Origin of the sequence: Acidovorax sp. Root568 (assembly GCF_001427445.1) — a bacterium.
Classification (GTDB): Bacteria; Pseudomonadota; Gammaproteobacteria; order Burkholderiales; family Burkholderiaceae_C; genus Acidovorax; species Acidovorax delafieldii.
In genome coordinates, this window is the sequence record NZ_LMGP01000001.1 from 609,686 (window position 1) to 634,996 (window position 25,311).

The window sequence follows — 25,311 nt, forward strand, 5'->3', positions numbered from 1 at the left end:
GGCCGGCACAGCCCAGGCACCAGCCCACCGACCGGACAGCCGCCCCTCTAGGAGCCGACGATGCAGTTGAAATGGCTGGAAGACTTCATCGTGCTGGCGCAGGAGCGCAGCTTCACCCGCGCGGCGGAGCTGCGGCATGTCACCCACCCCGCGTTTGGCCGCCGCATTCGTGCGCTGGAAGCCTGGGCTGGCACGCCGCTGGTGGAGCGCGGCAGCGGTGGCCCGGTCACCCTCACACCTGCGGGGCAGAGTTTTCTGGACACCGCCGGGCAAATGGTGCGCAACCTCACCCAGTCGCACGAGGAGCTGCAAAGCCTGGCCGGACGGCAGGCCCGCACCGTGACCCTGGCCACGGGCCGCACCTTGGCGCGCACCGTGGTGGCCGACTGGCTGGTGCGCCTGCAGCCCATTTTGCAGGGCGGCGAGCTGTGCATTCGCACCCGGGCGCTGGCCGACACCGTGGGCATGCTGGAGCGCAACGAGGCTGATTTTTCGCTCGTGTACCACCACCCGGCCCTGGCCATCCGGCTCGATGCGCGGCAGTTCACGCACCTGACGGTGGCCTCCGACCGGCTGGTGCCCGTCTCGCGCGCCACGGCGCAGGGGCAGGCGTTGCACCGGTTCGGGCCCGACGCCACGCTGGTGCCGTACCTGGCCTACGCCCCCCAGCTGGCCTTGGGGCGGCTGGTGGAAGACCACCTGGCGCACAACCCCCATGCGCCCCGGCTGCAGCGCGTGGTGGAGTGCGACTCGGCCGACGCCCACTACGAATACGTGCAAAAAGGCCTGGGCGTTGCGTGGCTGCCCTGGTCCATGGTGTTTGCCGACTGCAAGGCCCAGCGCCTCGCGCTGGCGGGTGACGCCCGCATGGAGGTGCGTTTTGACGTGCGCCTGTATCGCCCCAAGCGCCGTCTGGGGCCGCTGGCCGAGGCACTGTGGAAGGCCCTGGCGCAGCGCTGATGAGTGTGTGTCCACGGTGAGAGACCTGCGGGTTTCCCCGTGGCGGGCATCGCGAATCAGCACGACCTGGTGCCGTTTTGGCACCAACAGTCAGGGGCCGGTTTTTCACAATCCAATCCATACCTCACCCGCCCCATTCAGCCCCACGCCTTTGCCAAGGAGTTTCACCATGACCACCGTCCGTCCCCTGCGCCGTGCTGCACTGCTGTGCGGCCTGGCCGTTCTCGCTGCCCCTGCCATCGCCCAAGACGCCTACCCCAGCAAGCCCATCACCATCGTGGTGGGCTATCCGCCCGGCGGCAGCACCGACCTGACCGCACGCACGGTGGCCACCGAGCTGGGCAACAAGCTTGGCGTGCCGGTGGTGATCGAGAACCTGGGCGGTGCCGGTGGCGCGATCGGTGCGCAGAAGGTGGCCAACGCCGCACCTGACGGCTACACCCTGCTGGTGGGCGCCAACAACGAGATCGCCATCAACAAGCTCGTGACCAAGAAGGTCAAGTACGACATCAAGGACTTCACCGCCATCGGTCTCATTGCCTCCCAGCCGTTGGTGCTGGTGGCCTCCACCGGCGCGGGCGTCAAGAACATGGCGGAGTTCACGCAGAAGGTGTCCAAGAACCCCGGCAAGTTCAGCTACGGCAGCTCGGGCGTGGGCACGGCGCTGCACCTGGCGGGCGAGGCCGTGAAGGAGCAAGGCAAGCTGTTCATGACGCACATCCCCTACCGGGGCGTGGCGCCGCTCACCAGCGACCTCATGGGCAACAACCTGGAGTACGGCGTGTTCGTGCTCTCCAGCGGCCTGCCGCACATCAAGAGCGGCAAGGTGATTGCACTGGGCACCACCGAGGCCAAGCGCTCCGCCACCACACCCGACATCCCGGCGCTGGCCGAGTCGCCGCAGTACAAGAACGTGGACATCAGCGTGTGGTTTGCGCTCATGGCACCGGCCAACCTGCCCAAGCCGGTGACCGACAAGCTCAAGAAGGCACTGGCCGACAGCCTGCAATCGCCGGACTTCCGCAAGAAGATGGAAGCCAGCGGGTCCACCGTGGCCTCGCCCACCGTGAACATCGACCAGTTCCTGACCACCGAAGTGGCCAAGTACAAGAAGATTGTTGAATTCGCCAAGATCGAAGAATGAGCACCAGCACTCTCCCCTCCACGTCCGTGCAACCCCTGGTGTTTGCGTTACCCGCCCCCGACATCAGCGCCTGGCGGGCAGGCAACACCGGCACCGAAGGCGTGTGGCACTTCGACTCGGGCCGGCCCGGCCGCCACGTGATGATCAGCGCTCTGGTGCATGGCAACGAGCTGTGCGGCGCCTGGGCGCTCAAAGGCCTGCTCGACGCCGGTGTGCGCCCACAGCAGGGCACGCTCACGCTTGCGTTCTGCAACCTCGACGCCTTCGACCGGTTTGACCCCGGCAACCACGACGCCTCGCGCTTCACCGACGAAGACCTCAACCGCCAGTGGCTGGACGAGCGCATCGATGCGGCCGACACCAACGAGCGCCGCCGCGCCGCCGCGCTGCGCCCGTGGGTGGCACAGGCCGACTGGCTGCTCGACATCCATTCCATGCACGAGCCCTCGGCGCCGCTGCTGCTCACTGGCATCCAGCCGCGCAACCTAGCGCTGGCGCGTGCCATGCGCTCGCCCGAGCACATCGTGGTGGACGCCGGCCACAAGGACGGCGTGCGCATGCGTGACTACGGCCGGTTTGGCGACCTGGACGACAACGGCACCCGCTCGCTGCTCATCGAATGTGGCTTCCATGGCGACCCGGCCAGCCGCGCCGTGGCGCAGGACCAGTGTGTGCGCTTTGTCGAACAGTCCGGTGCCCTGAGCGCCGACGCGCTGGCGCAGCAGCTGCCCGGCTGGCGCCTGCCCGACGCACCGCGCCAGTGGGCGCTGGAGGTGACCGGCCCCGTGGTCGCCACCAGCAGCGCCTTCCGCTTCGTGGCGCCGTACACGGGCCTTGAAGTGTTCGAGAAGGCGGGCACGGTGATTGGTGACAACGACGGCGTGCCGGTGGTCACTCCGTACGACGACTGCGTGCTGGTCATGCCCTCGGTGCGCCAAGCACGTGCCGGGGTGACCGTGGTGCGCTTTGCGCGGCGCAGGTTGCTGTAGCCGGTGCGGTGGCTGAATGCCATCTAATTGATAGCTGCTGTGGCATATTCAACCAGCGCTACCGGCCATTTTGGCTTGTAGTCTGGGCCCCAGCACCACACAGGCCAGCGCGGCCACCACCAGCGCAATGCCCGCCCACTGCCAGGGCACCACGCCCTCGTCCAGCAGCAGCCAGCCTGCGGTGAGGCCCACCACCGGCACCGCCAGGCTGAACGGCGCCACGCGGTTGGCGGGGTAGCGCTGCAGCAGGTTGGTCCACAGCGCGTAGCCCACGATGGTGGCGGCCCAGCCCAGGTAGGCCACGGCGGCCCATGACAGCAGCGGCACGCTGGCCAGCGTCTGCCACTGCAGCCAGCGCGCGGCGTCAGGGTCGAACAGGGCGGACAGCGCCATGAACGGCAGCACCGGCACCAGGCTGCTCCAGATCACAAAGGCCAACGGGTCAAACCCCGGGCTGTGCTGCTGCGCCAGCCGCGCCACGATGTTGGACGACGCCCACATCGCCGCGCCACACAGCGTGAGCAGCAGGCCCGCCAGCGTGGTGGCAGCCGCCACCCCCATGCCGGAGCCCGGGCCCACATAGTTCATCGCAAAACACACCAGCCCCAGCGCGGCCAGCCCCATGCCCACGCGCAGCGGCAGCCCCGGGCGCTCGCGCAGCAGCGCAAAGCCCAGCAGCGCCGTGAAGAACACCTGGGTCTGCAGCAGCACGCTGGCCAGCCCGGCCGTCATGCCCACCTTGAGCCCGATGAACAAAAAGCCGAACTGCCCCACGCCCTGGAACAACCCGAACAGCAGCACCCAGCGCCAGTGCATGCGCGGCGGGCGCACCAGCAGCACCAGCGGCAGGGCCGCGCACAGGTAGCGCGCGGCACCCAGCTGGAACGGGCTGAAGCTGCGCAGCCCCCACTTCATCGCCACAAAGTTCACGCCCCAGAGGATCACCACCACCAGCGCCGCGAGCAGGTCGCGCGCACGCAGCGGGCTGGTGGCTGATGCGGCCTGTGCAGCGCCGCTCATTGCGCTGCGCGCGCTGCGTCAATGTGCGCCTTCACACGCTGGGCCAGTGCAATGTCGCCGGGGGTCTCGGGGCTCCATTTGTCCACGGTGCGCGGCTGGTCGCTGGCATCCACGGCGGTGTACACGGCCACGCAGTGCACCACATCCTCCAGCGGCGCGCCGTGTACGGCGCCGCTGCGCACCTCCACCGCCAGGCACATGCTGGTATCGGTGGTGTAAGCCAGGCGCGCGTGCACCTCGACCAGATTGCCCGGCCGGATAGGGCGCACAAAGTGGGCTCCGCCCACAAACTCGGTCACGCAATCCCCCTGGGCCCAGGCGCTGGCGCAGGCAAATCCAGCCTCATCCACCCAGCGCAGCACCGTGCCACCGGGTACGCGGCCCGCCTGGGGCAGGGTCGTCTGGGACGCCAGGAAACGCAGGGTGATCGAGTGCATGCCAGGGGCTCCAAAGGATGGGGATGTGTTCATTATTCTCCAGCGCCCCGGCGGCCGTAGCCCCTTTGCGCACCCGTACACAGCCCGATGCCGGCCGTCCCGCCACGGGCGGGGAAGCTCTGCGTGACTTGACCTGAGTCAAAACCCTACTGCGGACACGTCCCTACATTGAGAACCATTCCGTTTGGCCTTCAGAGCGTGTCGGTGATCCCCTGCGAGATCGTCCACACGTTCTTGAGAGGGCCGCTATCCAGTCGGCGGTGCCGACACCCGCCCCTGGGGCCTATTCCATTGCGCACGCCGCGTTGCCTGCGCCCACTGCCATGTCATTGCTTCACCGTTTGAACCTGCTCGAGAAATTCCTCATTCTGGGGACCATCGGGCTCATGATGAGCGCCTTGCCCACCTACCTGGTGGTGCGCGACTCCCTCCACGCCATCGACCATGCGCGCCTGGAGGCGCAGGGCGTGGCCCCTGCCCAGGCACTCACGCACCTGGTGCAGCGCATGCAGGTGCACCGGGGCCTGTCCGTGGGCATGCTGGGCGGCGATGAGTCGCTGGCCGCGCGCCGCCCCGCCGCGCGCGATGCGGTCAACACCGCCCTGGACGACGTGAGCGCCCGCTTTGCCGCCGCCAAGGTGCCTGCGGCGCAGATGGCGGCCTGGACCCAGGCGCAGCAGACCTGGCGCACCCTGGAGCAGGCCGTGGCCGCGCGCAGCATCGAACAGGTGCAAAGCACGGCGCAGCACACCCAGCTCATCGCGGCGCTGCTGCAGCTCAACGAGGCGCTGGTGCATGCCTATGGCCTGCAGATCGACCCCGAGGCCGACACCCACGCGCTGGTGCAGGCGTCGCTGGCCCAAGCCCCCATGCTGGGAGAAAAGCTGGGCATGCTGCGCGCCCAGGGCGCCAGCGCCTTGGGCAAGCGTGAATTGACGCCCCAGGGCAAGGGCCAGCTGCTGGTGCTGCAGCAGCGCGTGGCCGAACTGCAGGGCGACACCTTCCGGGGGCTGGACCGCGCCCTGCAGGGCAACGCCGAGCTGCAGCGCGCGCTGGGCAGCAGCGTGCAGGCCGTGCAAGGGCAGATCCAGCAGTCGCTGCAGATGGTGGAGCGCGACATCCTCAACGCCACGGAGCTGCAGCTGCCGTCCAAGGATTACTTTGACGCGTTCACCCGCACCATCGAGGCGCTGAACGCGCTCAACAACCTGTCCATGACCAGCCTGGACCAGGCGCTGCAGGCGCGCGTGGCGGGGCTGCAGCGCAATCTGCTGTGGGTGGCGCTGGCCCTGGTCATCACGCTGTCGGCCACCAGTGCGATGGCGCTGGTGTTTGTGCGCTCCATGACCGGGCCGCTGTCGCAGGCCGTGGCGCTGTCACGCGCCGTGGCACAGGGGGACCTGAGCGGCGCACCCATTGCCCATGGCACCAACGAGGTGGGTCAGTTGCTGGAGGCATTGCAGCAGATGCGCACACAACTCACACAGGTGGTGCGCAACGTGCGCAGCGGGTCAGAAAGTGTGGCCACCGCCAGCGTGCAGATTGCCCAGGGCAACACCGACCTGTCGGCCCGCACCGAAAGCCAGGCCAGCGCGCTGGAAGAAACCGCCGCGTCCATGGAGCAGCTCAACGCCACCGTGCGCCAGAACGCCGACAGTGCCCAGCAGGCCAGCCAGCTGGCCGCCAATGCCAGCACCGTGGCCGTGCAGGGCGGTGAAGTGGTGGCGCAGGTGGTGGACACCATGCACGGCATCAACGCCTCGTCGCAGAAGATCTCGGACATCATCGGCGTGATCGACTCCATCGCGTTCCAGACCAACATCCTGGCGCTGAACGCTGCGGTGGAGGCGGCCCGCGCGGGCGAGCAAGGCCGGGGCTTTGCGGTGGTGGCGAGCGAGGTGCGCAGCCTGGCCGGGCGCAGTGCCGAGGCCGCGCGCGAGATCAAGACGCTTATCAGCGCCAGTGTGGAGCGCGTGGCCCAGGGCAGCGCCCTGGTGGACCGCGCCGGCGCCACGATGAGCGAGGTGGTGGGCGCCATCCGCCGCGTGACCGACATCGTGGGCGAGATCAGTGCCGCCAGCCACGAACAGTCCCTGGGCGTGGCCCAGGTGGGCGAGGCCGTGACGCAGATGGACCAGGTGACCCAGCAGAACGCTGCACTGGTCGAAGAGATGGCCGCCGCCGCCAGCAGCCTCAAGAACCAGGCCGAAGACCTGGTGCACGTGGTGTCGGTGTTCCGCCTGGGCGACGATGGCGGCCTGCGCACGGCCGCAGGTGTGCTACGAATTCAATAGCTGCAGCGGCATATTGCACTAGCGCTACCGGTCTGAATGACCCGAATTCCGCTGGAGCGGGCATGAAGGGGCGTCATGGAGGGCCGTACAGCCCCCGGGGTTCAGCCCGCAGGCCCGCGCGCAATGCCCAGCTCGGTCAGCTCGGCGTCGGAGAACACCCGCGAGCGCGTGTGAAAGGCCTTGCCCTCCGGCCCCTCCAGCGAAAACGTGCCGCCCGTGCCTTCGATCACATCGATGATGAGCTGCGTGTGCTTCCAGGTCTCGTACTGCGCGCGCCCGATGTAGAACGGGCAGCCACCGATGTCGCCCAGGTACACATCGCCTGCGCCCATCGTGATCTCACCCGGCAGATAGCAGTTGGCCGCGCTGTTGTCGCAGCAGCCACCACTCTGGTGAAACATGAGCGCAGGGCCATGCTTTGCTTGCAGAAAGGCCACCAGCTCCAGCGCGGCAGGGGTGGCGATGACTTTTTCGACCATGGTTGTCTCCAGCGTGCAATGCAAAAACGCGGCCAGTTGGAACAACGAGCCGCGTCAGTAGAAACGTTTCCAGCGGTTCACAAACCGTCTCTGGCTAGGCGCCTCCGTCGCAGACAGTGGCAGCGCCACGGCCAGAAGGAGCAACGACGCCAGGGGCGGTTTTTGGACCGCCACCCCAGATCAGAAGAAGCCGAGCTTGTTTTCGCTGTAGCTGACGAGCAGATTCTTGGTCTGTTGATAGTGGTCCAGCATCATCTTGTGCGTCTCACGCCCAATGCCCGACTCCTTGTAGCCGCCAAACGCCGCATGCGCCGGGTAGGCGTGGTAGCAGTTGGTCCACACCCGCCCGGCCTTGATGGCGCGGCCCATGCGGTAGGCCACATTGCCGTTGCGGCTCCACACACCGGCGCCCAGGCCGTACAGCGTGTCGTTGGCAATCGCCAGCGCTTCGGCCTCGTCCTTGAAGGTGGTCACGGCCAGCACGGGGCCGAAGATTTCTTCCTGGAAGATGCGCATCTTGTTGTGGCCCTTGAACAGCGTGGGCTGCACGTAGTAGCCGCCTTCCAGGTCGCCGCCCAGGTGGGCCTGGCCGCCACCGGCGAGCACTTCGGCGCCTTCTTGCTTGCCCAGGTCCAGGTAACTCAGGATCTTGGTGAGCTGCTCTTTGGAGGCCTGCGCGCCCATCATGCTGTCGGTGTCCAGCGGGTTCTGGTGCTTGATGGCGGCCACGCGCTTCAAGACACGCTCCATGAATTGGTCGTAGATCGATTCTTGAATGATGGCGCGCGATGGGCAGGTGCAGACCTCGCCCTGGTTGAACGCGAACAGCACCAGGCCTTCAATCGCCTTGTCCAGAAACGCATCGTCCTTGTCCATCACATCGGCAAAGAAGATGTTGGGGCTCTTGCCGCCCAGCTCCAGCGTGGCGGGGATCAGGTTGTTGGCAGCGGCCTGCGCAATCACGCGGCCGGTGCTGGTGGAACCGGTGAACGCGATCTTGGCGATGCGCTTGCTCTGTGCCAGCGGCATGCCCGCCTCGCGGCCGTAGCCGTTGACGATGTTGAGCACGCCGGGCGGCAGCAGGTCGGCAATCAGCTCGACCAGGATGAGGATGGAGATGGGGGTGCTTTCTGCGGGCTTGAGCACCACGCAGTTGCCCGCACCCAGCGCGGGGGCCAGCTTCCAGGCGGCCATCAGGATGGGGAAGTTCCACGGAATGATCTGGCCCACCACGCCCAGCGGTTCCTGGATGTGGTACGCCACCGTGTTCTCGTCGATGTTGCTCAAGGCACCTTCTTGCGCGCGCACGCAGCCCGCAAAGTAGCGGAAGTGGTCCACGGTGAGCGGGATGTCGGCGTTCAGCGTCTCGCGGATGGCCTTGCCGTTGTCCACGGTTTCGGCGTAGGCCAGGCGCTCCAGGTTTTCTTCGATGCGGTTGGCGATCTTGAGCAGGATGTTGGCGCGCGTGGCGGCATCGGTCTTGCCCCAGGCGTCGGCCGCAGCGTGGGCGGCGTCCAGGGCCAGCTCGATGTCTTCGGCCGTGGAGCGCGCGGCCTGGGTGTAGACCTTGCCGCTCACGGGCGTGATGACATCAAAGTACTGGCCCTTGACGGGCGGCACGAATTTGCCGCCGATGAAGTTGTCGTAACGGGGCTTGTAGGTGATCTTGGCGCCAGCGGCGCCGGGGGCTGCGTAAACGGTCATGGTGTTGTCTCCTGCGATGGTTGTGTGCATCGGGCGGACTCGGTGGAGCCTGTCCGATGCCAACCCCTTACTCAAAACACATGCCAGCAGGCCACGGCGCGCGAAGTGTTGATTTCATTGGTTTTTTTCGGCCGTCCAGGGCGGACACCTGTTGCAGCCGCCCGCATCGTGATGTGCCGGGCCGCGACACCTGTCACGAAATGGAACAGTTGGCACACCGCTTGCGCCCACACCCTTGCCCCACGCCGTCGAGCCCGCCATACTGGCCCACACACCACAAGCGGGCCGCCCTGAGCCCGCACGGAGACAAAGCGTGCGCCCCAACACTTCCCCCGTCGCCCTGCGACAGGCCCGCCAGCACCTGCTGGACTCTGGCCAGTGCCCCAGTGGCCTGGTGGACGAGCGCCTGGCGCGCTCCTGGTCGCGCAGCATGGCGGCCGGCCTGCTGCCCACCGGGCGGCCGCAGGCCATCGACCACCCCAGCAGCGGCACGCTGCGCCAGGTGCTGGCCAGCAACCCCGAGCTGCTCGCGCATTCGCGGCCGGTGATGGAATACCTGTTCGAGCAAGTGCGCCACAGCCAGAGCGTGGTGGTGCTGGCCGACCGGCGCGGCATGCTCATGCACACGCTGGGCGATCCGTACTTTGTGGACAAGGCCGAGCGCGTGGCGCTGACCAGCGGTGCCTCCTGGCACGAGGCCCACCGGGGCACCAATGCCATCGGCACGGCGCTGGCCGAGGCCTGCGCGGTGGAGGTGCACGGCGGCGAGCATTTTCTGGAGCGCAACAACTTTCTCACCTGCGCGGCTTCGCCCATCCTGTCGGCCGCGGGCGAGTTGCTGGGCATCCTCGACATCTCGGGCGACTACCGCCACGGCCACGCCCACACGCTGGGCCTGGTGAGCACGGCCGCCCGCATGATCGAAAACCGCCTGCTGGCGGCCACCTGCAAACGCAACATCCGGCTGCACCTGCACAGCGCGCCCGAGGGCATTGGCAGCGTGGCCGAGGGCATCGTGGCCGTGTCGGCCGACGGCTGGATCGTGGGTGCCAACCGCGTGGCCCTGGCGCAGCTGGGCCTGCATGCGGGGGACGTGGGCGCCACCTTGCTGGAGCGGGTGCTGGACGTGCGGCTGGATGACCTGCTCTCGCACCACAAGCGCCGCCCCCAACAGCCGCAGGCTTTGCGCACACTGCAAGGCGCCTTGCTGTTTGCCCAGGTGCAGATGGACGCCGCCTGGGTCGCCACCCCCACACGGCCCACCGCTGCGGCGACTGCTGCGCCCCAGCAAGACGCCCTGGCCCAGCTGGACACCGGCGACGCGCGCTGGCGCGCCGCCGCCGACAAGGCCCGCCGCGTGGTGGGCAAACCGATTGCGGTGCTGGTGCAGGGCGAGTCGGGCGTGGGCAAGGAGGTGTTTGCGCGCGCGCTGCACGCCAGCGGCCCGCGCCGCGATGCGCCGTTTGTGGCCATCAACTGCGCAGCCATCCCCGAGCACCTGATCGAATCCGAACTCTTCGGCCATGTGGCCGGTGCCTTCACCGGCGCGCGCAAGGAGGGCCACCTGGGCCGCCTGCGTGAGGCCCATGGCGGCACGCTGTTTCTCGACGAAATCGGCGACATGCCGCTGGCCCTGCAGACCCGTCTGCTGCGTGTGCTGCAAGAGCGCAGCGTGACGCCCGTGGGCGCCAGCAAGGCCGTGCCGGTGGACTTTGCGCTGGTCTGCGCCACGCACAACCAGCTCATGCAGGCGGCGGAACAGGGGCGCTTTCGGCAAGACCTGTACTACCGCATCAACGGCCTCACGGTGCAGCTGCCCGCACTGCGCGAGCGCAGCGACTTTGTGGCGCTGCTGCAGCGCCTGCTGGCCGACCTGGCCACCGAGCAGGGCCTGGGTTTTGAGGTGCAGGTGGCGCCCGACCTGCTGGCCCGCCTGGCCGCCTACCCCTGGCCCGGCAACCTGCGCCAGCTGGCCAATGTGCTGCGCACCGCCTGCGCCATGCTGGCCGAGGGCGAAGACACCCTGGGCTGGGAGCACATGCCCGACGACCTGGTGCAGGCCCTCACGGCGGTGCCCGCCGGTCCGCGCAGCGATGCTGCAGCGGGCACTGGTGTGGACGGCTTGCCTGCCAGCCTGAGCCTGCAGCAGCTGTCCCAGGCCGCCATCGACCAGGCGCTGCAGGCTGCGCGCGGCAACATGTCGCAGGCCGCTCGCCAGCTGGGCATCAGCCGCCAGACGCTGTACCGCAAACTGAAGATGCCGGTGGCCTGAGGGTCTGCCGGACTTACTGAATTGCTATTCATTTGATAGCTGTTGCGGCATATCGCAATAGCGCTTGTGGCACTTTTGGCTGAATTTTCAGTGCGCAGCATGCCCAGGGCGTGCGCAGGGCACGTCGGGTGGCATCAACCTCTCAGGCCTGCCCGCCCCGTGGCAGCACCAGCCGCGCGCGCAGCCCCGCGCCCGGCGTGCTGAACAGCTCCAGCCGCCCGCCGTGGCTGCGCACCACGCGTTCCACGATGGCCAGGCCCAGCCCCGCGCCCGGCGTGCCCGAGCGTGCCGCGCCATCGCCGCGCGCAAAGGGCTGGCGGATGCGGTCCAGCTCTGCCGGTGCGATGCCGGGGCCCTGGTCCTGCACCTCCAGCCACACGCCGTCGGCATCCGCCCCCGTGCGCAGCAGCACCGGCGGCGTGCCGTGGCGCCAGGCGTTTTCCACCAGGTTGTCCAGCGCGCGGCGCAGGGCCTGGGGGCGCACCGGCACGTCGGGCAGCGTGCCCAGCGCCAGCCGCACGGTGCGCCCATGATCGGCCTGCGCCTCGGCCACGGCCTGGGCCAGGTCGTTGAGCGATGCCGGGGTGGGCACCTCGGCCTCGCCTGCGTTGGAACCGACCCGCGCAAACTGCAGGAACTGGCCCACGATCCCGTCCATCTCGTCGATGCTGCGCGCCATGCTCGCGGCCAGGGGCGCATCCACCTGTGCACCGGCAATCTCCACGCCCAGGCGCAGCTTGGTCAGCGGGGTGCGCAGGTCGTGCGACACCCCGGCCAGCATCAGCGCGCGTTCCTGCTCGGCCGCGGCCAGGCTGTGCGCCATGTGGTTGAAGCTGCGGCCCACGGTGGCGATTTCTTCGGGTCCGTCTTCGGGCAGCGGCGCTGGGGGCTGGCCCTGCGCCAGCTGCCGGGCCGCCGCCACCACCTGCGCCAGCGGGCGGTTGATGTGCCGCTGCAGCCACCAGGCCCCCAGCAGCGCCAGCAGCATGCTGGCCAGCGTGGCGGCCAGCCAGGCGCCGGTGAACTCGCGCGTGGGGAACACGCTGGGCAGGTTCAGCCAATAGGTCTCCGCTCCCTCCGGCCCCTGGTGCACCACACGCAGGGCCAGCACGCCCGTGCTGTCGCGGCGCCATACGGGTTGCGAAGTGTTCGTTGCCGCATCGTCCGCCCCCAGGCGGCGCGACACCGCCTGCACAAACTGCCGCTCCATGGGCGACAGCAGCGCACGCCGCGCAGCGTTCTCCGCCGCCACCGGCGGGGCCGACCGCACAGCCTGCTGGTTGAAGGCTTCGACAAATGCGGCCCGCTGTGCCGGGGGCAGCGCCTGCAGCCCTGCGCGCAGCGCGCCCACATTGCGCGCCACGCCATCGGCCACCTGTGCCACGCGGGGCTGAAAGATCATCTGCCGCACCAGCACGGCCGCCACCAGCTGGCCCAGCACGATGAGCACCGCCATCAGCAGCAGGTTGCGCCCGAGCAGACTGCGCGGCCACCAGCCCCCGGTGGCTTGGGGTGTGGCGGAGGGCGTCATGGCTTGCCTCCGCCGCCCGGCGCTGCGCCATCCGGCACAAACACATAGCCCACGCCCCACACGGTGCGGATGTGGCGCGGCTGGGCAGGGTCGGCCTCGATGAGTTTGCGCAGGCGCATCACCTGCACATCGATGCTGCGGTCGGTGGCCGTGTGGTCGGGGCCATAGGCCAGTGCGATGAGCCGGTCGCGGCCCAGAGGCCGGTGCGGTTGCTGTACCAGCGCCTGCAGCAGCGCGAATTCGCCCGTGGTCAGGGGCACGTCTTGCGCACCTTGGCCGCCCTCGCCACCGTTGCGCTCCAGCCGGCGCTCGTCCAGCCACAGCGTGAACGCGCCAAACGCGATGTGCCCGCCCGTCTGGCGCGGCCCGGTGTGCGCACCCAGCAGGCGCTGGCGGCGCACCATGGCCTGGATGCGGGCCAGCAGCTCGCGCGGGTTGAAGGGTTTGGGCAGGTAGTCGTCGGCGCCCATCTCCAGGCCCACGATGCGGTCCACGGGGTCTCCCCTGGCCGTGAGCATCAGGATGGGAATGGTCTCGCCCTGCGCGCGCAGGCGGCGGCAGATCGACAGGCCATCCTCGCCCGGCATCATCACGTCGAGCACCAGCACATCAAAGCGCTCGCGCTGCAGCAGCACATCGAGCGGGCCCGCGCCATCGACCGTGCGTACGCTGTAGCCCTGGTCGCTCAGGTAGCGCTGCAGCAGCGCACGCAGGTCGGGTTCGTCATCGGCGACCAGGATCTTGGCCAGGGCTTCCGTCATGGGGCGGTGTGTGGGTGTGGCAGCGGGTGGGTGCAGCCAAGGCTGCGTGCCAATGGTAGGGCCGAAAACACCGGGTGCCAGCGCGGGCAGGTGCTCCGGTGCATGACAACGCATGACACGCGCCGGTGGTTTGTCATGCTTTGTCATACATCGTGCAGCGGGCGCCACAACTGGCTCATACCTGGCGGCCATAGTTCAGGCCAGAGCAGCACCCCGCTGCTTCGTACCCCCTGTTCTGTTGCAAGGAGCCGACCGCCATGTTCCCTTCCGTCCCGACACCGACCGCCTCTGTTGCCACTTACCGCGCCATGCTGCTGGCCGCCTTGGCCGTGGCGGCGCTGCTGCTTCTGACAGCGAACGATGCCAACGCACGCAGCCGCCACACGGTGGAGCACAACGCCGACGGCAGCACCACCGCCCGCACCGGCGTGGTCCGCGCAGCGCCGGGCGGTGGGGGCGTGCTGCGCGGCCGCAGCGTGTCCACCGACGGCCAGGGCCACGGCAGTGTGCGCAGCGGCGCTGCCGTGGTGGGCCCCAACGGCGCCATGGCGGTGCGCCAGGGCCAGAGCGCAAGGAATGCCGATGGCACGGCCAGCCACAGCAGCACCTTGGCCGCACAGGGCGACCGGGGCACGCTGCAGAGCACGGGCGCCGCTACGCGCAGCGCCGACGGCAGCTTGACCCAGGGCCGCACCACCACGGCCACCAGCGCAGCCACTGGCAACAGCGTGCAGACCAGCAGCTCGTACACCGCGGACACCGGCCGCACCCGCAGCGCCAGCTGCTTTGACGCCAGCGGCGCCCCCATGGCCTGCCCCGCGCGGCCCTGATCCATTACCTTCCATTCATTGAGCCAGGAGATCCCGCATGTCCCGTCCTTCAAACCCACTCTTTGCATTGGCCCCCCTGCGCACAGGCCTGGGCGTAGCGCTGTGCGCGCTGGCCGCCGTGTTGACCCCACCCGCCCACGCCCAGCTGCGGGGGCTGGGGCCTTTCGCGCAGGTGCGCGACACCGCTGCGGCCTTGCCCGCCGGTGTGCAGCGCGTGGCCGATGTGCCCTATGGTGCGGACCCGCTGCAGCGCATGGATGTCTACCTGCCCGCCGCTGGCGGTGCCGCCAGCAGCGCTGCGGAGGCCAGCGGCACACGCGCTCCGGTGATCTTCATGGTGCATGGCGGCGCCTGGCGCACGGGCGACAAGGCCATGTCCCGCGTGGTGCAGGAGAAGGTGGCGCGCTGGGTGCCCAAGGGCTTTGTGTTCATCTCGGTGAACTACCGCCTGTACCCCGCCGTGAACGTGCTGCAGGAGGCGCGGGACGTGGCCATGGCACTGGCCGCCGCGCAAAGCCTTGCCGCCAGCTGGGGCGCTGATGCATCGCGGTTCATCCTGATGGGGCATTCGGCGGGCGCGCACCTGGTGTCGCTCATCAATGCATCGCCCACCCTGGCCCAGCGCGAGGGGGCCTGGCCCTGGCTGGGCACGGTGTCGCTGGACAGCGCGGCGCTCAATGTGCCGGTGGTGATGACCGCGCCGCACTACCCGTTCTATGACGAGGTGATGGGTGCCAACCCGTTGTTCTGGGCCGCAGTGTCGCCGTACCACGCGCTGTCGGGGCCGGTGCCGCCGTTCCAGTTGGTCTGTTCCACCGAGCGCCCCGACCACCCCTGCCTGCAGGCCCAGGGCATGGCCCGCCGCGTGCGCGACCTGGGCGGCCGTGCCGAGGTGCTGCCGCAGGAGCTGACCCACGGCGAGATCAACGCGCAGCTGGGCCTGGAGAGCGCCTACACGCGGGCCGTGGAGACCTTCATGGCCTCGCTGGATGCGGTGGTGGCGCAGCGGCTCAAGTAGTTGCGCTCAGTCCGCTTGCACGGCCCGCCGCAGCGCGGCACGCGCCAGCAGGCGGGTGGAGTCCAGCGTGGGCAGCGGGGAGTTGGCGTCGCTCAGGATCAGCGGGATCTCGGTGCAGCCCAGCACCACGGCATCGCAGCCGTCCTCGCGCTGCATGCGGGCGGTGACTTGCTGGAACAGGGCCACGCCCTCGGGGCGAATGACGCCGGGCACCAGCTCGTCCATGATGATGCGGTTGATCTCGCTGCGCTCGGCCTCGGTGGGGCGCACCCATTGCAGGCCCCGGGCCTGCAGCGCATCGGGGTACACGCTGCTGTCCACCAGCCAGCGCGTGCCGGTGAGTGCCAGGCGCCGGTGGCCGCGCGCTGCCGCCTCGGCCGCCACCACCTCGGCAATGTGCAGCCAGGGCAGCGGCGAATGGGGCAGCACCCGGTCCATCGCCTGGTGGATGGTGTTGTCGGGGCAGATCAGAAAATCTGCGCCTGCACGCGCCAGCTTGTGGGCGGAGGCCAGCATCAGGTCGGCCACGCCTTGCAGGTCATGCCGGTCCAGGCAGTCCACATAGTCGGCCAGCGACGGCGTGTGCAGTGTCACCTCGGGGTGCGCATGCGGGCGGCCCAGCAATGCGGCGCCTTCGGCGCACAGGGTGCGGTAACACAGGGCGGCCCCTTCGGCGGAGCAGCCCACGATGCCGATGTGTTGGGGCATGACGGTGGTCCTGAGCGGTTGCAAAGGCCCATTATTGCCACCGCGCTGCCTTGGCCTGGCCCCAGCGCTGTGTCCGTCAGTCTCCACGCACCCTTTGGGCAAATCCGCGGGTGCTGAACTGCTCCAGCACAAAGTCCACAAACACCCGGGTGCGGGCGGGCAGCAGCTTCTTGCTGGGGTAGTACAGCGAGGTCGGACCTGCATCGGCCCACCAGCCGGGCAGCACCCGCACCAGGTCGCCCCGCGCCAGCCAGGGCTGCGCAAACGGCATGGGCAGCACGGCCAGGCCCAGGCCCATCAGCGCGGCCTGGCACATGGCCTCGGGGTCGTCGAACACGACGCGCGGGCGCAGCTCCACGGGGGCGGCATCGCCCGCCTTGTTGCGCAGCGTGGTGAGGTTGATGCGCCCGGTGCGGATGTTGCGCCGTGCAATGCCATCCCACTGCGCCAGGTCCGCCGGGTGGCGTGGTGCCCGCTTGCGGCCCTGCAGCAGTGCAGGTGCGGCCACAACCACCAGGTGGATGGGACCCAGCGTGCGCGCCACCATGTCGGGGTTCAGGTTCAGGCCGCCGCCAATGCCGGCGTCAAAGCCCTCGCCGATCAGGTCCACCTGCCGGTTCTCAAAGCGCCAGTCGGGCTGGATGGCCGGGTAGCGCTGCAGGAACTCGGTGAGCAGCGGCACCAGGTACGCGCGGCCAAAGGCCTGGCCCATGCTGACCTTGAGCGTGCCCGCAGGCTGCTGCTCGGCCTCGGCCGCGTGGTCCACCGCATCGGCCAGTGCGGTGAGTGGCGGGCCCACTTGCGCCAGGAGGCGCTGCCCGCCCTCGGTCAGCGTGAGGCTGCGCGTGCTGCGCTGGAACAGCCGCACGCCCAGGCTGGCCTCCAGCCTCGCCACGTTCTTGCTCACGGCGGCGGGCGTCAGGCCCATGAGCCGTGCGGCGGCCGAAAAGCTGCCCGACTGGGCGGACTGCACAAACGATTCGAGGTGGCTGAGGGGTTGCATGCGGTGTATTTTCAACCAAGGGTTGAAAGATATACAGCCCATTCATGGCTACCGGAGCATGAGTGTTTTTCTGACACTGCAGGTCTTCCCGGTTCGGTTGCGAACCATTTTCTGAATACATCTCGTTGGAGAAACAACATCATGTCTTCCGTGTCTGAAACATCCCCGGTCTCCGCCCCTTCATCGCCTGGTCGCCCGCTGGCGGGCAAGGTCGCGCTCGTCACCGGCGGCGCACGCGGCATTGGCGCGGCCATCGTGCGGCGCCTGGCGCGCGACGGGGCGGCCGTGGCCTTTACCTACAGCAGCTCTGCAGCGCCTGCGCAGGCGCTGGTGGCGGACATTGTTGCGAGCGGCGGCAAGGCCCTGGCCCTGCAGGCCGACAGCGCCGATGCCGTCGCCCTCACGCAGGCGGTGGACCGCGCCGCGCGCGAGCTGGGCCGCCTGGACATCCTCGTCAACAACGCGGGCGTCGCCATCGCGGGTGAAATCGGCAGCTTTGCGCTGGCCGACTTTGACCACACGCTCAACGTCAACGTGCGCGCCGTGTTCGTGGCCACGCAGGCCGCCGTGCGTCACATGGGCCAGGGCGGTGCCTATGGCCGCGTGATCACCATCGGCAGCACCAACTCCGACCGCGTGCCATGGCCCGGCTTCAGCGTGTACGGCATGAGCAAGGCCGCCATCGTCGGCCTGACCAAGGGCCTGGCGCGCGACCTGGGCCCGCGTGGCATCACGGTGAACAACGTGCAGCCCGGCCCTGTGAACACCGACATGAACCCCGCCGACGGCCCCATGGCGGGCGACATGCACGGCCTGATGGCCCTGAACCGCCATGCCCACCCCGACGAGATCGCGGGCATGGTGGCTTATCTGGCCGGCCCGGAGTCGGGCATGGTGACGGGGGCGAGCTTGCTGATCGACGGCGGGTTTGCGGCTTGAGGGAAGTCAGCACGGCGCTCACTGCGTGGGCTTTCGCGCCCGGGGCTTTTTCTGCACCGCAGGGCCGTGGGTTGCCAGCTCTTTGGGCGTGAGCAGGTAGGCGGGGTTGTTGGCCACCATCTCCACCGCCAGGTCGATGAAGGCCCGCACACGCGCAGGCAGCGCCGTGCGGCTGCCGTAGTACACGTAGAGCGCCAGGTGCTGCGCCACATGCTGGGGCAGCAGCGGCACCAGCTGGCCGCTGCGCACCAGCGGCGCGGCCGTCACGCCCACCAGCTGGCCCACCGCGTGGCCGCCCAGCACCGCACGGGCCTCCACCTCGATGTCGTTGGTGCAGAAGGTGGGGTGGATGGTGCGCGCCACGATGTCGTCGCCCACCTGGAACTCCCAGGGCATGGGCTTGCCGGTGGACGCATGGCGAAAGCCGCTGCAGCGGTGCTGCGCCAGGTCGTCGATGCTGTCCGGCGCACCGTGGCGTGCGATGTAGGCGGGTGCGGCGCACACGATGAGCTGCAGCGTGAGCAGCCGCCGCGCCACCACGCCACCCTCGGGCGGGTAGCCCGAGCGGAAGCCGACATCCACGCGGTCTTCCACCCAGTTGCCGATGCGGTCGTCGAGCTGCACATCGGGCTCCACCAGCGGGTGGCGGCGGCAGAACTCGTGCAGCACCGGCCAGATCACCTCCAGCAGGATGGAGCGTGGCGCCACGATGCGCAGCGGCCCCGCCATTGCCTCACGCCCGCGCCGCGCGCCCTGCACCGCGTGCTGCAACGTGGCCAGGCCCGGCTGCGCCGACGCCAGGAACTGGCGCCCTTCTTCGGTCAGGCTCAGGCTGCGCGTGGTGCGGTGGAACAATCGCACGCCCAGGTGCGATTCGAGCTGCACCAGCAGCTGGCTGGACGCCTGCGGCGTGATGCCCTGCGCGGCCGCCGCCTGGCGCAGGCTGCCCAGCTCGGCGGCCTTGACGAAGTTGGCGATGGCGCGCAGTTCATTGATGGCCATGGTGGACAGGCAATGTGCGGGGCGGCTGCGTGGTGGATTGGCAAGCATTGCTTGCGAATGAATCCATAGATTATGGGCTAGTCGCATGGCAATGGCTTGCCTAAAGTCCACCGCCATGGGCACCGCCCATTGCTCAACACCGCCTCAAGGACCAACCATGAACGCCGCACACACCACCCCCACCACAGCCATTCCCACCACCCGTTCTTCCTACCCCCGCGTCTGGCTGATCACCGGCGCCTCGCGTGGCATCGGCGCGCGCATTGCCGAGGCCGCGCTGGCCCAGGGCGATGCCGTCATCGCCACGTCGCGCGATGCCGCATCGGTCGAAAAGCGCTTGGGCGCACACGATGCCCTGCTGCCCCTGGCGCTGGACGTGACCGATGAGGCCCAGGCCCGCCACGCTGTGGGCGCGGCACTCGACCGCTTCGGCCGCATCGATGTGCTGGTCAACAACGCGGGCTACGGCCTGCTGGGCGCGGTGGAAGAGGCCACCGCCGACGAGGTGCGGCGCCTGTACGACACCAATGTGTTTGGCCTGCTGCATGTGACCCGCGCTGTGCTGCCTGCCATGCGCGCGCGCCGCGCCGGGCATGTGGTCAACATCTCGTCGCTGGGCGGCGTGCAGTCGGCCGCCGGGTTTGGCCTGTACTGCTCCACCAAATTCGCGGTCGAGGGCATCACCGAGGCGCTGCATGCCGAGCTGGCGCCGCTGGGCATCCACGCCACCGTGGTGGAGCCGGGGTACTTCCGCACCGAGTTTCTGGACAGCGCTTCGCTGGCCGTGTCGCCCCGGGTGCTGGACGACTACGCCGAGAGCGCCGGTGCCGTGCGCGAAGCCGCCCGCCGCATCAACCTGAATCAGCCCGGCGACCCGGTGCGCCTGGCCCAGGCCGTGATGCAGCTGGTGGCCAGCCCCACGCCGCCGCTGCGCCTGCCGCTGGGCACGGACACGCTGCAGACCATTGCCGACAAACATGCCTTTGTGGCAAAAGAGACGGCGCAGTGGCGTGCGGTGGCGGCGTCCACAGACTTCCCGGTGCAGGAAGCCGCGCTTCAGGCGGCGTGAGTCCCTGCTCCTCTTGGGGTAGCTGGCAGCACCCTGCCGTCAGGCGGCAGGGGCTGTTGGGCCTCCCATTTTTGGGTCGGTGCTGGGGGCTGACCACGCTCACACAGGCCGTGCAAACTCCATCACCCAGTTCACCTCCCAGGTCGCGCCGCCATCGTCCGAAAACGCCTGCTGCCAGCGCGGGGCGCCGGTGTGCATCTGCGACCACTCGAAGCGCACGCGCACCGGGCGGCCTTCGAACAGCTCCTCGCCTTCAAACAGGCCCACACCGCCCTGGAAGCCACCCACCACGGGCGGCAGCAGCAGGCCATTGGCCGGGTCCAGGCCGCCCGTGAGGTTGTCCAGCCAGTAGATGCTCCAGCGCTGCGTCACGGGGTTGAACACACGCAATGCCATGCCCACGTAGCCGGGCTTCCATGCCAGCGGCGTGAAGTCGTCGAAGTTGCCGATGCCACCGGGTAATGGACGTGCGGTGCCCGTGGCGTCAAACACCTCCCAGTCGTGGCAGCCCGCGAGCCTGCGCACCAGCCGCGTGTTGCGAATGCGCCAGGGGCCCATGAGGAAATCGAAGTCGCGCGCAGCGCTGGGCGCCACGGTGGGCGACGGGATGGGAGTGAGGCGGGCTGGGGTGGACATGGTGGGGCTCCGTGGTGGTTGATGCATCAGGGGGAGAGGTGTGCGGGTGCGTCACGCATGCAACGCCGAGCGCGCGGTGGGCTGCAGGCGGAGCACCTCGGGCTCTGCCGCCAGCCAGGGCGCAAGACCGGGCGCCACGTCACGCGCCCAGGCCCCGCTGTCGGTAAACGATGTCAGCGCAGCCTCGTCGCCAAACAGGGCCAGGCCCACCAGCACGGGTTCGCCTTCGCGCACCGGCAGGCGGGCAAACGTGTTGGGGCTGTGCTCGGTGCAGAACCAGGCGATCTCGCGCGCGCCGCCGCGCTGCAGGGTGGGCGTCATGCGGTGGCGGCAGAAGTCCAGCAGTGGTGGTGTGGCGGGCTCACGCAACGGCACCACGGTGACCTGCAGGACGCCAGCGGTGGCACCCTGCGCGCCCGGCTGCGGCCTTGCATGGTGCGGCAGGGCCGCCGTGGCGCCGGGCCAGGCGGGGCAGAGCAGGTGCACGTTGTCCGAATCGATCATGGTCGCATTGGCGGCGTTGCGGTGTGCCGCCCACACGGGGCCGCCATAGAAGCCCTCCAGCGCGCGGTGGCGCGCCTGCATGTCGGCAAAGCTGCGGAGCCAGACGAACTGGGCGGGCCGGTCCAGGTCGCGGAACTGGCCCAGCACGCGCATGCCGAGCGCCTCCTGGGTTTCCACAAACTCCCGGTCGAACAGGTCGATGAGCACCTCGCGCTGTTGGGAGTGCAAGGTGTACTGGCGCAGTTCGACGATGGCGTGGGGATCGGTGGTGGGCATGGGGGCTCCTGAAAAGGTAGGGGGGGCAACAAGGCCAAGACAGGCCTGCAGTGTGTGCACCTATACCTGCCAACCAATGGCAGGTATTTGCGCTATCTTTGGTGTTCTGTCTTTTTGCACCACCCCTGCCAAAACCCATGCGCGCCAGCCGTTTGTTGTCCCTCCAGATGCTGCTGGAAACGCGGGGCCGCATGAGCGCGCAGGCGCTGGCCGATGCGCTCGAGGTGTCGGTGCGCACGCTCTACCGCGACGTGGACCAGTTGAGCGCCGCCGGTGTGCCCATCTATGCCGAGCGGGGGCGACACGGCGGTTTTGCGCTGTTGCCGGGCTGGAAGACCACGCTCACCGGCCTCACGCCGTCGGAGGCGCAGGCCGTGTTCCTGAGCGGCCTGCCCGGCCCTGCGCAAGACCTGGGCCTGGGCGGTGACGTGGCGGGGGCGCGCCTGAAGCTGCTGGCCGCGCTGCCTGCCGCCTGGCGCGACGGCGCGCAGCGCGTCAGCACCCGTCTGCACCTGGACCCGTTGGACTGGTACCGCGAGAGCGACCCCACGCCGCACCTGCCCACGGTGGCGGCCGCCGTGTGGAGCGGCCACCAGATCACCCTGCGCTATGAGGGCTGGGCGCGCACGGCAGAGCGCACGGTGAGCCCGCTGGGCCTGGTGCTGAAAGCGGGCGTGTGGTACCTGGTGGCCTTGCCCACGGGAGCAGACGCGCGCGGGCCACGCACCTACCGGGTGTCGAACATCCTCGCGGCCACAGCGCTGGACCAACCAGCCAGGCGCCCCGCACGCTTTGACCTGCCGGGTTACTGGGCCGCGTCGATCCGGCGTTTTGAGTCAGGCCTGTACACGGGCGAGGCCGCACTGCTCGCCACGCCCGAAGGGTTGCGGGGGCTGCGTGCGCTCAGCAGTGCGGTGGCGCATGCGGTGGCTGCCGCTCCACCGTCCCGCCGCAAGGACGGCCGCACGGCCGTGACGATCCCCATCGAGTCGGTGGAGCATGCCTGCGGGCAGCTGATGCGGCTGTCGCCCCAGGTGGAAGTGCTGCGGCCCGTGGCATTGCGCCGCGCGCTGGTGGCGCGGGTGCAGGCCACGGCGCGGCTGTATGGGCTGGCCGCCGGATGAGGCATGGGAAGTATCTGCTGCAAATTAGATAGCGGCAAAGTCATTGTTTGTGGGCGCTACCGGCCCATAGGGTCATCGAAGCCTGTTCCAAGGCAGTTCTTGAGTGGACCCGGCGTGCGCGGTGCGCTCACAGCCCCCGTTCCACCATGTCCAGCAACCGCTGGCCCAGCAGGTCCAGCATCTGTTGGGGCGTGCCGCGCAGCGGCCCGTCGATGGCCAGCAGCGCCATGCCATGCACGGTGGACCAGGCCAGGTATTCGGCGCCGGGGCGGCGCCCGGGCGGCAGGGCGCCCGCCGCCACCAGGTCGTCCAGTGCGGCGCTCAGGTGCTGGAAGGGGTTCAGCCCCGTGGCACCGCCCATGGCGGGGTCGGGGGTTTGCTGCACCGTGAAGCGGCCACCGAAGGCGGTGCGAAAGAGCCCTGTCTCGGTGTGCGCAAACCGCAGGTAGCCGGCGCCCACGGCGCGCACCTTGGCGTGGGCCTGCTCGGTGGGCGTGCCGGTGGTGGGCACAAGGGCCAGCTCGGCCTCCATGGACCGCGCGGCGGCGGCCACGGCAGCGGCGCGCACGGCGCCCAGCAGGTCGTCGCGGTTGGCGAAATGACGATAGGCCGCATTGGGCGCCACACCCGCGCGGCGTGTGGCCTCGCGCAGCACCACCGCATCCGGCCCGCCCTGGCGCGCCAGTTCAATGCCCGCGTCCAGCAGCGCACGGTGCAGATCCCCGTGGCGGTAGGTGGCGCGTGCGGCGGGTGCGCTGGAGGGGGCAGCTTTGTTGCGGGTGCTTACGGTCATGGATCGTTGGGATGTGGACACTGTCCATTATCTTTGTTATTGTTTGTGGACGGTGTTCACAATTGCACGCCGAAACCCTTCCTGCCCCGTCCATGTTCCCCAGGAGACCCCCATGAAAGTCGAGCCCTACCTGATGTTCGAAGGCCGCTGCGATGAAGCGCTGGAGTTTTACCGCCACGCTTTGGGCGCCCAAGTCACCATGCTCATGCGCTACAAGGACAACCCCGAGCCCGCCGCCGGCGAGGGCTGCGCCGATGGCAGCGGCCCGGGCCCCACGCCCGAGATGGTCATGCACGCCTCGTTCACCGTGGGCTACACGCAGATCATGGCGTCGGACGGCATGGGCTCGGGCCACGCGAACTTCCAGGGCATCTCGCTGGCGCTGAGCCCCGCCAATGCGGCCGATGCCAAACGCTATTTCGACGCGCTGGCCGATGGCGGCAAGGTGCAGATGCCGCTCAGCAAGACCTTTTTCTCGCAGGCGTTTGGCATGGTGGCCGACCGCTTTGGCGTGCCCTGGATGGTGGTGGCCCCTGAATGAGTGCAACCGCCATCACCACCGCCGACTCCCCCACAGGAACCCGCATGCTCGCTCTCTATGGCCACCCTTTTTCGTCCTACACCCAGAAGGTGCTGATCGCGCTGTACGAGAACGGGACACCATTCGAACTGCTCAATCTTGATCCCGCAGAGCCCGTCAGCCATTCGGCCGACTGGTTGCGCCACTGGCCGCTGGCGAAGTTTCCGGTGCTGGTGGACGGTGACCACACGGTGGTCGAAAGCAGCATCGTGATCGAGCACCTGCAGCTCTCGCACCCGGGGCCTGTGCCGCTGATTCCCGCCGATGCCCGGGCAGCACTGGACGTGCGCTTCATGGACCGCTTCTTTGACCTGCACGTGATGGCCCCGGTGCAGCACGCGGTGAATGCCGCGCTGACCGGCAACGCCGAGCGCAAGGCAGAGGGCGTGGCCTGGGCTGCGGAGAAGCTGGAGAAAGCCTACGCCTGGCTGGAGGGCATGTGGGCAGGGCGCACCTGGGCGGCGGGCGAGCCGTTCTCGCTGGCCGACTGCGCAGCGGCGCCCTCGCTGTTCTATGCCGACTGGACGCACCCCATCGCGGCCACCTACCCGCAGCTGCGCGCGTACCGTGCCCGGCTGCTGGCGCGCCCCTCGTTTGCACGCGCGGTGGAGGGTGGGCGTCCGTACCGCCACTACTTTCCGCTCGGTGCGCCCGACCGCGACTGAGCGGCGTCCCCACCACTTCACCAGGAGACTCCCATGATGAATCCCGAACCCCACGCTATGCACCGCTGGCTGCAGCAGCTGCTGGGCGATTGGACCTGCGAGTCCCTGGCCGACATGGGCCCGGGCGAACCCGCCGCGCAAAGCCGGGGCACCGAGCAAGTGCGCGCGCTGGGCAGCCTGTGGGTGCTCTGCGATGGGGCGGGCGCCATGCCCGGCGGGGGCGGCGACGCCCGCATGCTGATGACGCTGGGCTACGACCCGGACCAGCAGGCGTTCGTCGGCACCTGGGTGGGCTCGATGATGACGCATATGTGGGTGTACCGTGGCACGCTGGATGCCGACCAGAAGGTGCTGACGCTGGAGACCGAAGGCCCCAGCTTCAAGGCCGACGGCGCCACCATGCGCTACCGGGACGTGATCACCGTCATCAGCGCCAACGAGCGCACGCTCACCTCGTTCGGCCAGCAGCCGGACGGCAGCTGGAAGCAGTTCATGCAAGCCAAGTACACCCGAACTTCCTGAGCCACTGCGCGGCTTCCCCCTGAAAGGCGACGTAACCGGAGGGCTGGCCAA

25 protein-coding genes are annotated in these 25,311 nt (G+C 69.0%); 13 read left to right on the forward strand and 12 right to left on the reverse strand.

What is annotated here, in order from left to right; translation table 11 throughout:
- The first annotated feature begins 60 nt into the window (after positions 1-60).
- The 3 genes from ASD75_RS02765 to ASD75_RS02775 all read left to right on the forward strand — a co-directional run bounded on the left by ASD75_RS02765 (position 61) and on the right by ASD75_RS02775 (position 3,093).
- A complete protein-coding gene (locus ASD75_RS02765; protein ID WP_056742904.1) occupies positions 61-960 on the forward strand; it encodes a LysR family transcriptional regulator in 900 nt (299 codons plus the stop codon).
- A 169-nt stretch (positions 961-1,129) separates the two neighbouring features.
- Positions 1,130-2,104 (forward strand): tripartite tricarboxylate transporter substrate binding protein, encoded by a 975-nt coding sequence (locus ASD75_RS02770; protein ID WP_056067894.1) that lies wholly within the window; start codon positions 1,130-1,132, stop codon positions 2,102-2,104.
- Positions 2,101-3,093 (forward strand): succinylglutamate desuccinylase/aspartoacylase family protein, encoded by a 993-nt coding sequence (locus tag ASD75_RS02775; RefSeq protein ID WP_056742906.1) that lies wholly within the window; start codon positions 2,101-2,103, stop codon positions 3,091-3,093. The genes ASD75_RS02770 and ASD75_RS02775 overlap by 4 nt, the downstream gene beginning before the upstream one ends.
- A gap of 48 nt (positions 3,094-3,141) precedes the next feature.
- Here ASD75_RS02775 and ASD75_RS02780 read toward each other — a convergent pair whose 3' ends face one another.
- Together ASD75_RS02780 and ASD75_RS02785 are read right to left on the reverse strand one after the other, a co-directional pair.
- Positions 3,142-4,113: an EamA family transporter gene (locus tag ASD75_RS02780; RefSeq protein ID WP_056742909.1), complete on the reverse strand. Its 972-nt coding sequence runs from the start codon at positions 4,111-4,113 to the stop codon at positions 3,142-3,144.
- Positions 4,110-4,550 carry an acyl-CoA thioesterase gene (locus ASD75_RS02785; RefSeq protein ID WP_056742911.1) on the reverse strand — a complete coding sequence of 147 codons (441 nt, stop codon included), beginning with the start codon at positions 4,548-4,550 and terminating at the stop codon, positions 4,110-4,112. The genes ASD75_RS02780 and ASD75_RS02785 overlap by 4 nt, the downstream gene beginning before the upstream one ends.
- Before the next feature lie 323 nt (positions 4,551-4,873).
- Here ASD75_RS02785 and ASD75_RS02790 point away from each other — a divergent pair, with 323 nt between their 5' ends.
- Complete coding sequence (locus ASD75_RS02790) at positions 4,874-6,844, forward strand: methyl-accepting chemotaxis protein (protein ID WP_056743233.1); 1,971 nt, start codon at positions 4,874-4,876, stop codon at positions 6,842-6,844.
- 101 nt (positions 6,845-6,945) lie between these two features.
- Here the strand turns inward: ASD75_RS02790 and ASD75_RS02795 are convergent, their stop codons facing one another.
- Both ASD75_RS02795 and ASD75_RS02800 read right to left on the reverse strand, forming a co-directional pair.
- Positions 6,946-7,323: a DUF779 domain-containing protein gene (locus ASD75_RS02795; RefSeq protein ID WP_056743235.1), complete on the reverse strand. Its 378-nt coding sequence runs from the start codon at positions 7,321-7,323 to the stop codon at positions 6,946-6,948.
- A 180-nt stretch (positions 7,324-7,503) separates the two neighbouring features.
- Positions 7,504-9,027: an aldehyde dehydrogenase family protein gene (locus ASD75_RS02800; RefSeq protein ID WP_056067906.1), complete on the reverse strand. Its 1,524-nt coding sequence runs from the start codon at positions 9,025-9,027 to the stop codon at positions 7,504-7,506.
- 313 nt (positions 9,028-9,340) lie between these two features.
- On the opposite strand from ASD75_RS02800, the gene ASD75_RS02805 reads away from it, so the two are divergent.
- Positions 9,341-11,299: a sigma-54-dependent Fis family transcriptional regulator gene (locus tag ASD75_RS02805; RefSeq protein WP_056742912.1), complete on the forward strand. Its 1,959-nt coding sequence runs from the start codon at positions 9,341-9,343 to the stop codon at positions 11,297-11,299.
- Positions 11,300-11,441: 142 nt separating this feature from the next.
- On the opposite strand, the gene ASD75_RS02810 is transcribed toward ASD75_RS02805, so the two are convergent.
- Both ASD75_RS02810 and ompR read right to left on the reverse strand, forming a co-directional pair.
- Entirely contained in the window at positions 11,442-12,830 is a 1,389-nt protein-coding gene (locus ASD75_RS02810) for an ATP-binding protein (RefSeq protein WP_056742914.1), read from the reverse strand.
- Positions 12,827-13,591 (reverse strand): two-component system response regulator OmpR, encoded by a 765-nt coding sequence (gene ompR, locus ASD75_RS02815; RefSeq protein WP_056743238.1) that lies wholly within the window; start codon positions 13,589-13,591, stop codon positions 12,827-12,829. The genes ASD75_RS02810 and ompR overlap by 4 nt, the downstream gene beginning before the upstream one ends.
- A gap of 257 nt (positions 13,592-13,848) precedes the next feature.
- Between ompR and ASD75_RS02820 the strand changes: the two genes are divergently transcribed.
- The gene (locus tag ASD75_RS02820) at positions 13,849-14,421 is read left to right on the forward strand and encodes a hypothetical protein (protein WP_056742916.1); all 573 of its coding nucleotides are present in this window, start codon (positions 13,849-13,851) and stop codon (positions 14,419-14,421) included.
- Between the two features lie 37 nt (positions 14,422-14,458).
- Positions 14,459-15,439, forward strand: coding sequence for an alpha/beta hydrolase (locus ASD75_RS02825; protein ID WP_056742918.1), 981 nt, complete (start codon positions 14,459-14,461; stop codon positions 15,437-15,439).
- A 6-nt stretch (positions 15,440-15,445) separates the two neighbouring features.
- On the opposite strand, the gene ASD75_RS02830 is transcribed toward ASD75_RS02825, so the two are convergent.
- Both ASD75_RS02830 and ASD75_RS02835 read right to left on the reverse strand, forming a co-directional pair.
- Positions 15,446-16,147, reverse strand: coding sequence for an aspartate/glutamate racemase family protein (locus ASD75_RS02830; RefSeq protein WP_056742920.1), 702 nt, complete (start codon positions 16,145-16,147; stop codon positions 15,446-15,448).
- A gap of 76 nt (positions 16,148-16,223) precedes the next feature.
- Positions 16,224-17,150: a LysR family transcriptional regulator gene (locus tag ASD75_RS02835; protein ID WP_056742923.1), complete on the reverse strand. Its 927-nt coding sequence runs from the start codon at positions 17,148-17,150 to the stop codon at positions 16,224-16,226.
- Positions 17,151-17,291: 141 nt separating this feature from the next.
- Between ASD75_RS02835 and ASD75_RS02840 the strand changes: the two genes are divergently transcribed.
- Positions 17,292-18,089, forward strand: coding sequence for an SDR family oxidoreductase (locus ASD75_RS02840; RefSeq protein WP_056742925.1), 798 nt, complete (start codon positions 17,292-17,294; stop codon positions 18,087-18,089).
- An 18-nt stretch (positions 18,090-18,107) separates the two neighbouring features.
- Here ASD75_RS02840 and ASD75_RS02845 read toward each other — a convergent pair whose 3' ends face one another.
- Complete coding sequence (locus ASD75_RS02845; RefSeq protein WP_056743241.1) at positions 18,108-19,091, reverse strand: LysR family transcriptional regulator; 984 nt, start codon at positions 19,089-19,091, stop codon at positions 18,108-18,110.
- Between the two features lie 157 nt (positions 19,092-19,248).
- Here ASD75_RS02845 and ASD75_RS02850 point away from each other — a divergent pair, with 157 nt between their 5' ends.
- Entirely contained in the window at positions 19,249-20,160 is a 912-nt protein-coding gene (locus ASD75_RS02850; protein WP_056742927.1) for an oxidoreductase, read from the forward strand.
- Between the two features lie 99 nt (positions 20,161-20,259).
- Here ASD75_RS02850 and ASD75_RS02855 read toward each other — a convergent pair whose 3' ends face one another.
- Both ASD75_RS02855 and ASD75_RS02860 read right to left on the reverse strand, forming a co-directional pair.
- Entirely contained in the window at positions 20,260-20,796 is a 537-nt protein-coding gene (locus ASD75_RS02855; RefSeq protein ID WP_056742928.1) for a hypothetical protein, read from the reverse strand.
- A 51-nt stretch (positions 20,797-20,847) separates the two neighbouring features.
- Entirely contained in the window at positions 20,848-21,576 is a 729-nt protein-coding gene (locus ASD75_RS02860) for an NIPSNAP family protein (RefSeq protein WP_056742930.1), read from the reverse strand.
- A gap of 137 nt (positions 21,577-21,713) precedes the next feature.
- Here ASD75_RS02860 and ASD75_RS02865 point away from each other — a divergent pair, with 137 nt between their 5' ends.
- Positions 21,714-22,700, forward strand: a complete 987-nt coding sequence (locus ASD75_RS02865) for a YafY family protein (RefSeq protein WP_056742932.1) — start codon at positions 21,714-21,716, stop codon at positions 22,698-22,700.
- A gap of 127 nt (positions 22,701-22,827) precedes the next feature.
- Here ASD75_RS02865 and ASD75_RS02870 read toward each other — a convergent pair whose 3' ends face one another.
- Positions 22,828-23,493, reverse strand: a complete 666-nt coding sequence (locus ASD75_RS02870; RefSeq protein ID WP_056742934.1) for a TetR/AcrR family transcriptional regulator — start codon at positions 23,491-23,493, stop codon at positions 22,828-22,830.
- Positions 23,494-23,605: 112 nt separating this feature from the next.
- On the opposite strand from ASD75_RS02870, the gene ASD75_RS02875 reads away from it, so the two are divergent.
- From ASD75_RS02875 to ASD75_RS02885, 3 genes are read left to right on the forward strand one after another with little or no spacing between them, the layout of a single operon-like run.
- Positions 23,606-24,034, forward strand: a complete 429-nt coding sequence (locus ASD75_RS02875; protein WP_056742935.1) for a VOC family protein — start codon at positions 23,606-23,608, stop codon at positions 24,032-24,034.
- 44 nt (positions 24,035-24,078) lie between these two features.
- Complete coding sequence (locus ASD75_RS02880; protein WP_056742938.1) at positions 24,079-24,738, forward strand: glutathione S-transferase family protein; 660 nt, start codon at positions 24,079-24,081, stop codon at positions 24,736-24,738.
- 33 nt (positions 24,739-24,771) lie between these two features.
- Complete coding sequence (locus ASD75_RS02885) at positions 24,772-25,260, forward strand: DUF1579 domain-containing protein (protein ID WP_082564862.1); 489 nt, start codon at positions 24,772-24,774, stop codon at positions 25,258-25,260.
- Positions 25,261-25,311: the final 51 nt, after the last annotated feature.

Excerpts from the sequence above, each read along its gene's own strand:
- ASD75_RS02765 (WP_056742904.1), top strand. The coding sequence starts at position 61 with ATGCAGTTGAAATGGCTGGAAGACTTCATCGTGCTGGCGCAGGAGCGC.
- ASD75_RS02770 (WP_056067894.1), top strand. The coding sequence starts at position 1,130 with ATGACCACCGTCCGTCCCCTGCGCCGTGCTGCACTGCTGTGCGGCCTG.
- ASD75_RS02775 (WP_056742906.1), top strand. The coding sequence starts at position 2,101 with ATGAGCACCAGCACTCTCCCCTCCACGTCCGTGCAACCCCTGGTGTTT.
- ASD75_RS02780 (WP_056742909.1), bottom strand. The coding sequence starts at position 4,113 with ATGAGCGGCGCTGCACAGGCCGCATCAGCCACCAGCCCGCTGCGTGCG.
- ASD75_RS02785 (WP_056742911.1), bottom strand. The coding sequence starts at position 4,550 with ATGCACTCGATCACCCTGCGTTTCCTGGCGTCCCAGACGACCCTGCCC.
- ASD75_RS02790 (WP_056743233.1), top strand. The coding sequence starts at position 4,874 with ATGTCATTGCTTCACCGTTTGAACCTGCTCGAGAAATTCCTCATTCTG.
- ASD75_RS02795 (WP_056743235.1), bottom strand. The coding sequence starts at position 7,323 with ATGGTCGAAAAAGTCATCGCCACCCCTGCCGCGCTGGAGCTGGTGGCC.
- ASD75_RS02800 (WP_056067906.1), bottom strand. The coding sequence starts at position 9,027 with ATGACCGTTTACGCAGCCCCCGGCGCCGCTGGCGCCAAGATCACCTAC.
- ASD75_RS02810 (WP_056742914.1), bottom strand. The coding sequence starts at position 12,830 with ATGACGCCCTCCGCCACACCCCAAGCCACCGGGGGCTGGTGGCCGCGC.
- ompR (WP_056743238.1), bottom strand. The coding sequence starts at position 13,591 with ATGACGGAAGCCCTGGCCAAGATCCTGGTCGCCGATGACGAACCCGAC.
- ASD75_RS02820 (WP_056742916.1), top strand. The coding sequence starts at position 13,849 with ATGTTCCCTTCCGTCCCGACACCGACCGCCTCTGTTGCCACTTACCGC.
- ASD75_RS02825 (WP_056742918.1), top strand. The coding sequence starts at position 14,459 with ATGTCCCGTCCTTCAAACCCACTCTTTGCATTGGCCCCCCTGCGCACA.
- ASD75_RS02830 (WP_056742920.1), bottom strand. The coding sequence starts at position 16,147 with ATGCCCCAACACATCGGCATCGTGGGCTGCTCCGCCGAAGGGGCCGCC.
- ASD75_RS02835 (WP_056742923.1), bottom strand. The coding sequence starts at position 17,150 with ATGCAACCCCTCAGCCACCTCGAATCGTTTGTGCAGTCCGCCCAGTCG.
- ASD75_RS02840 (WP_056742925.1), top strand. The coding sequence starts at position 17,292 with ATGTCTTCCGTGTCTGAAACATCCCCGGTCTCCGCCCCTTCATCGCCT.
- ASD75_RS02845 (WP_056743241.1), bottom strand. The coding sequence starts at position 19,091 with ATGGCCATCAATGAACTGCGCGCCATCGCCAACTTCGTCAAGGCCGCC.
- ASD75_RS02850 (WP_056742927.1), top strand. The coding sequence starts at position 19,249 with ATGAACGCCGCACACACCACCCCCACCACAGCCATTCCCACCACCCGT.
- ASD75_RS02855 (WP_056742928.1), bottom strand. The coding sequence starts at position 20,796 with ATGTCCACCCCAGCCCGCCTCACTCCCATCCCGTCGCCCACCGTGGCG.
- ASD75_RS02860 (WP_056742930.1), bottom strand. The coding sequence starts at position 21,576 with ATGCCCACCACCGATCCCCACGCCATCGTCGAACTGCGCCAGTACACC.
- ASD75_RS02865 (WP_056742932.1), top strand. The coding sequence starts at position 21,714 with ATGCGCGCCAGCCGTTTGTTGTCCCTCCAGATGCTGCTGGAAACGCGG.
- ASD75_RS02870 (WP_056742934.1), bottom strand. The coding sequence starts at position 23,493 with ATGACCGTAAGCACCCGCAACAAAGCTGCCCCCTCCAGCGCACCCGCC.
- ASD75_RS02875 (WP_056742935.1), top strand. The coding sequence starts at position 23,606 with ATGAAAGTCGAGCCCTACCTGATGTTCGAAGGCCGCTGCGATGAAGCG.
- ASD75_RS02880 (WP_056742938.1), top strand. The coding sequence starts at position 24,079 with ATGCTCGCTCTCTATGGCCACCCTTTTTCGTCCTACACCCAGAAGGTG.
- ASD75_RS02885 (WP_082564862.1), top strand. The coding sequence starts at position 24,772 with ATGATGAATCCCGAACCCCACGCTATGCACCGCTGGCTGCAGCAGCTG.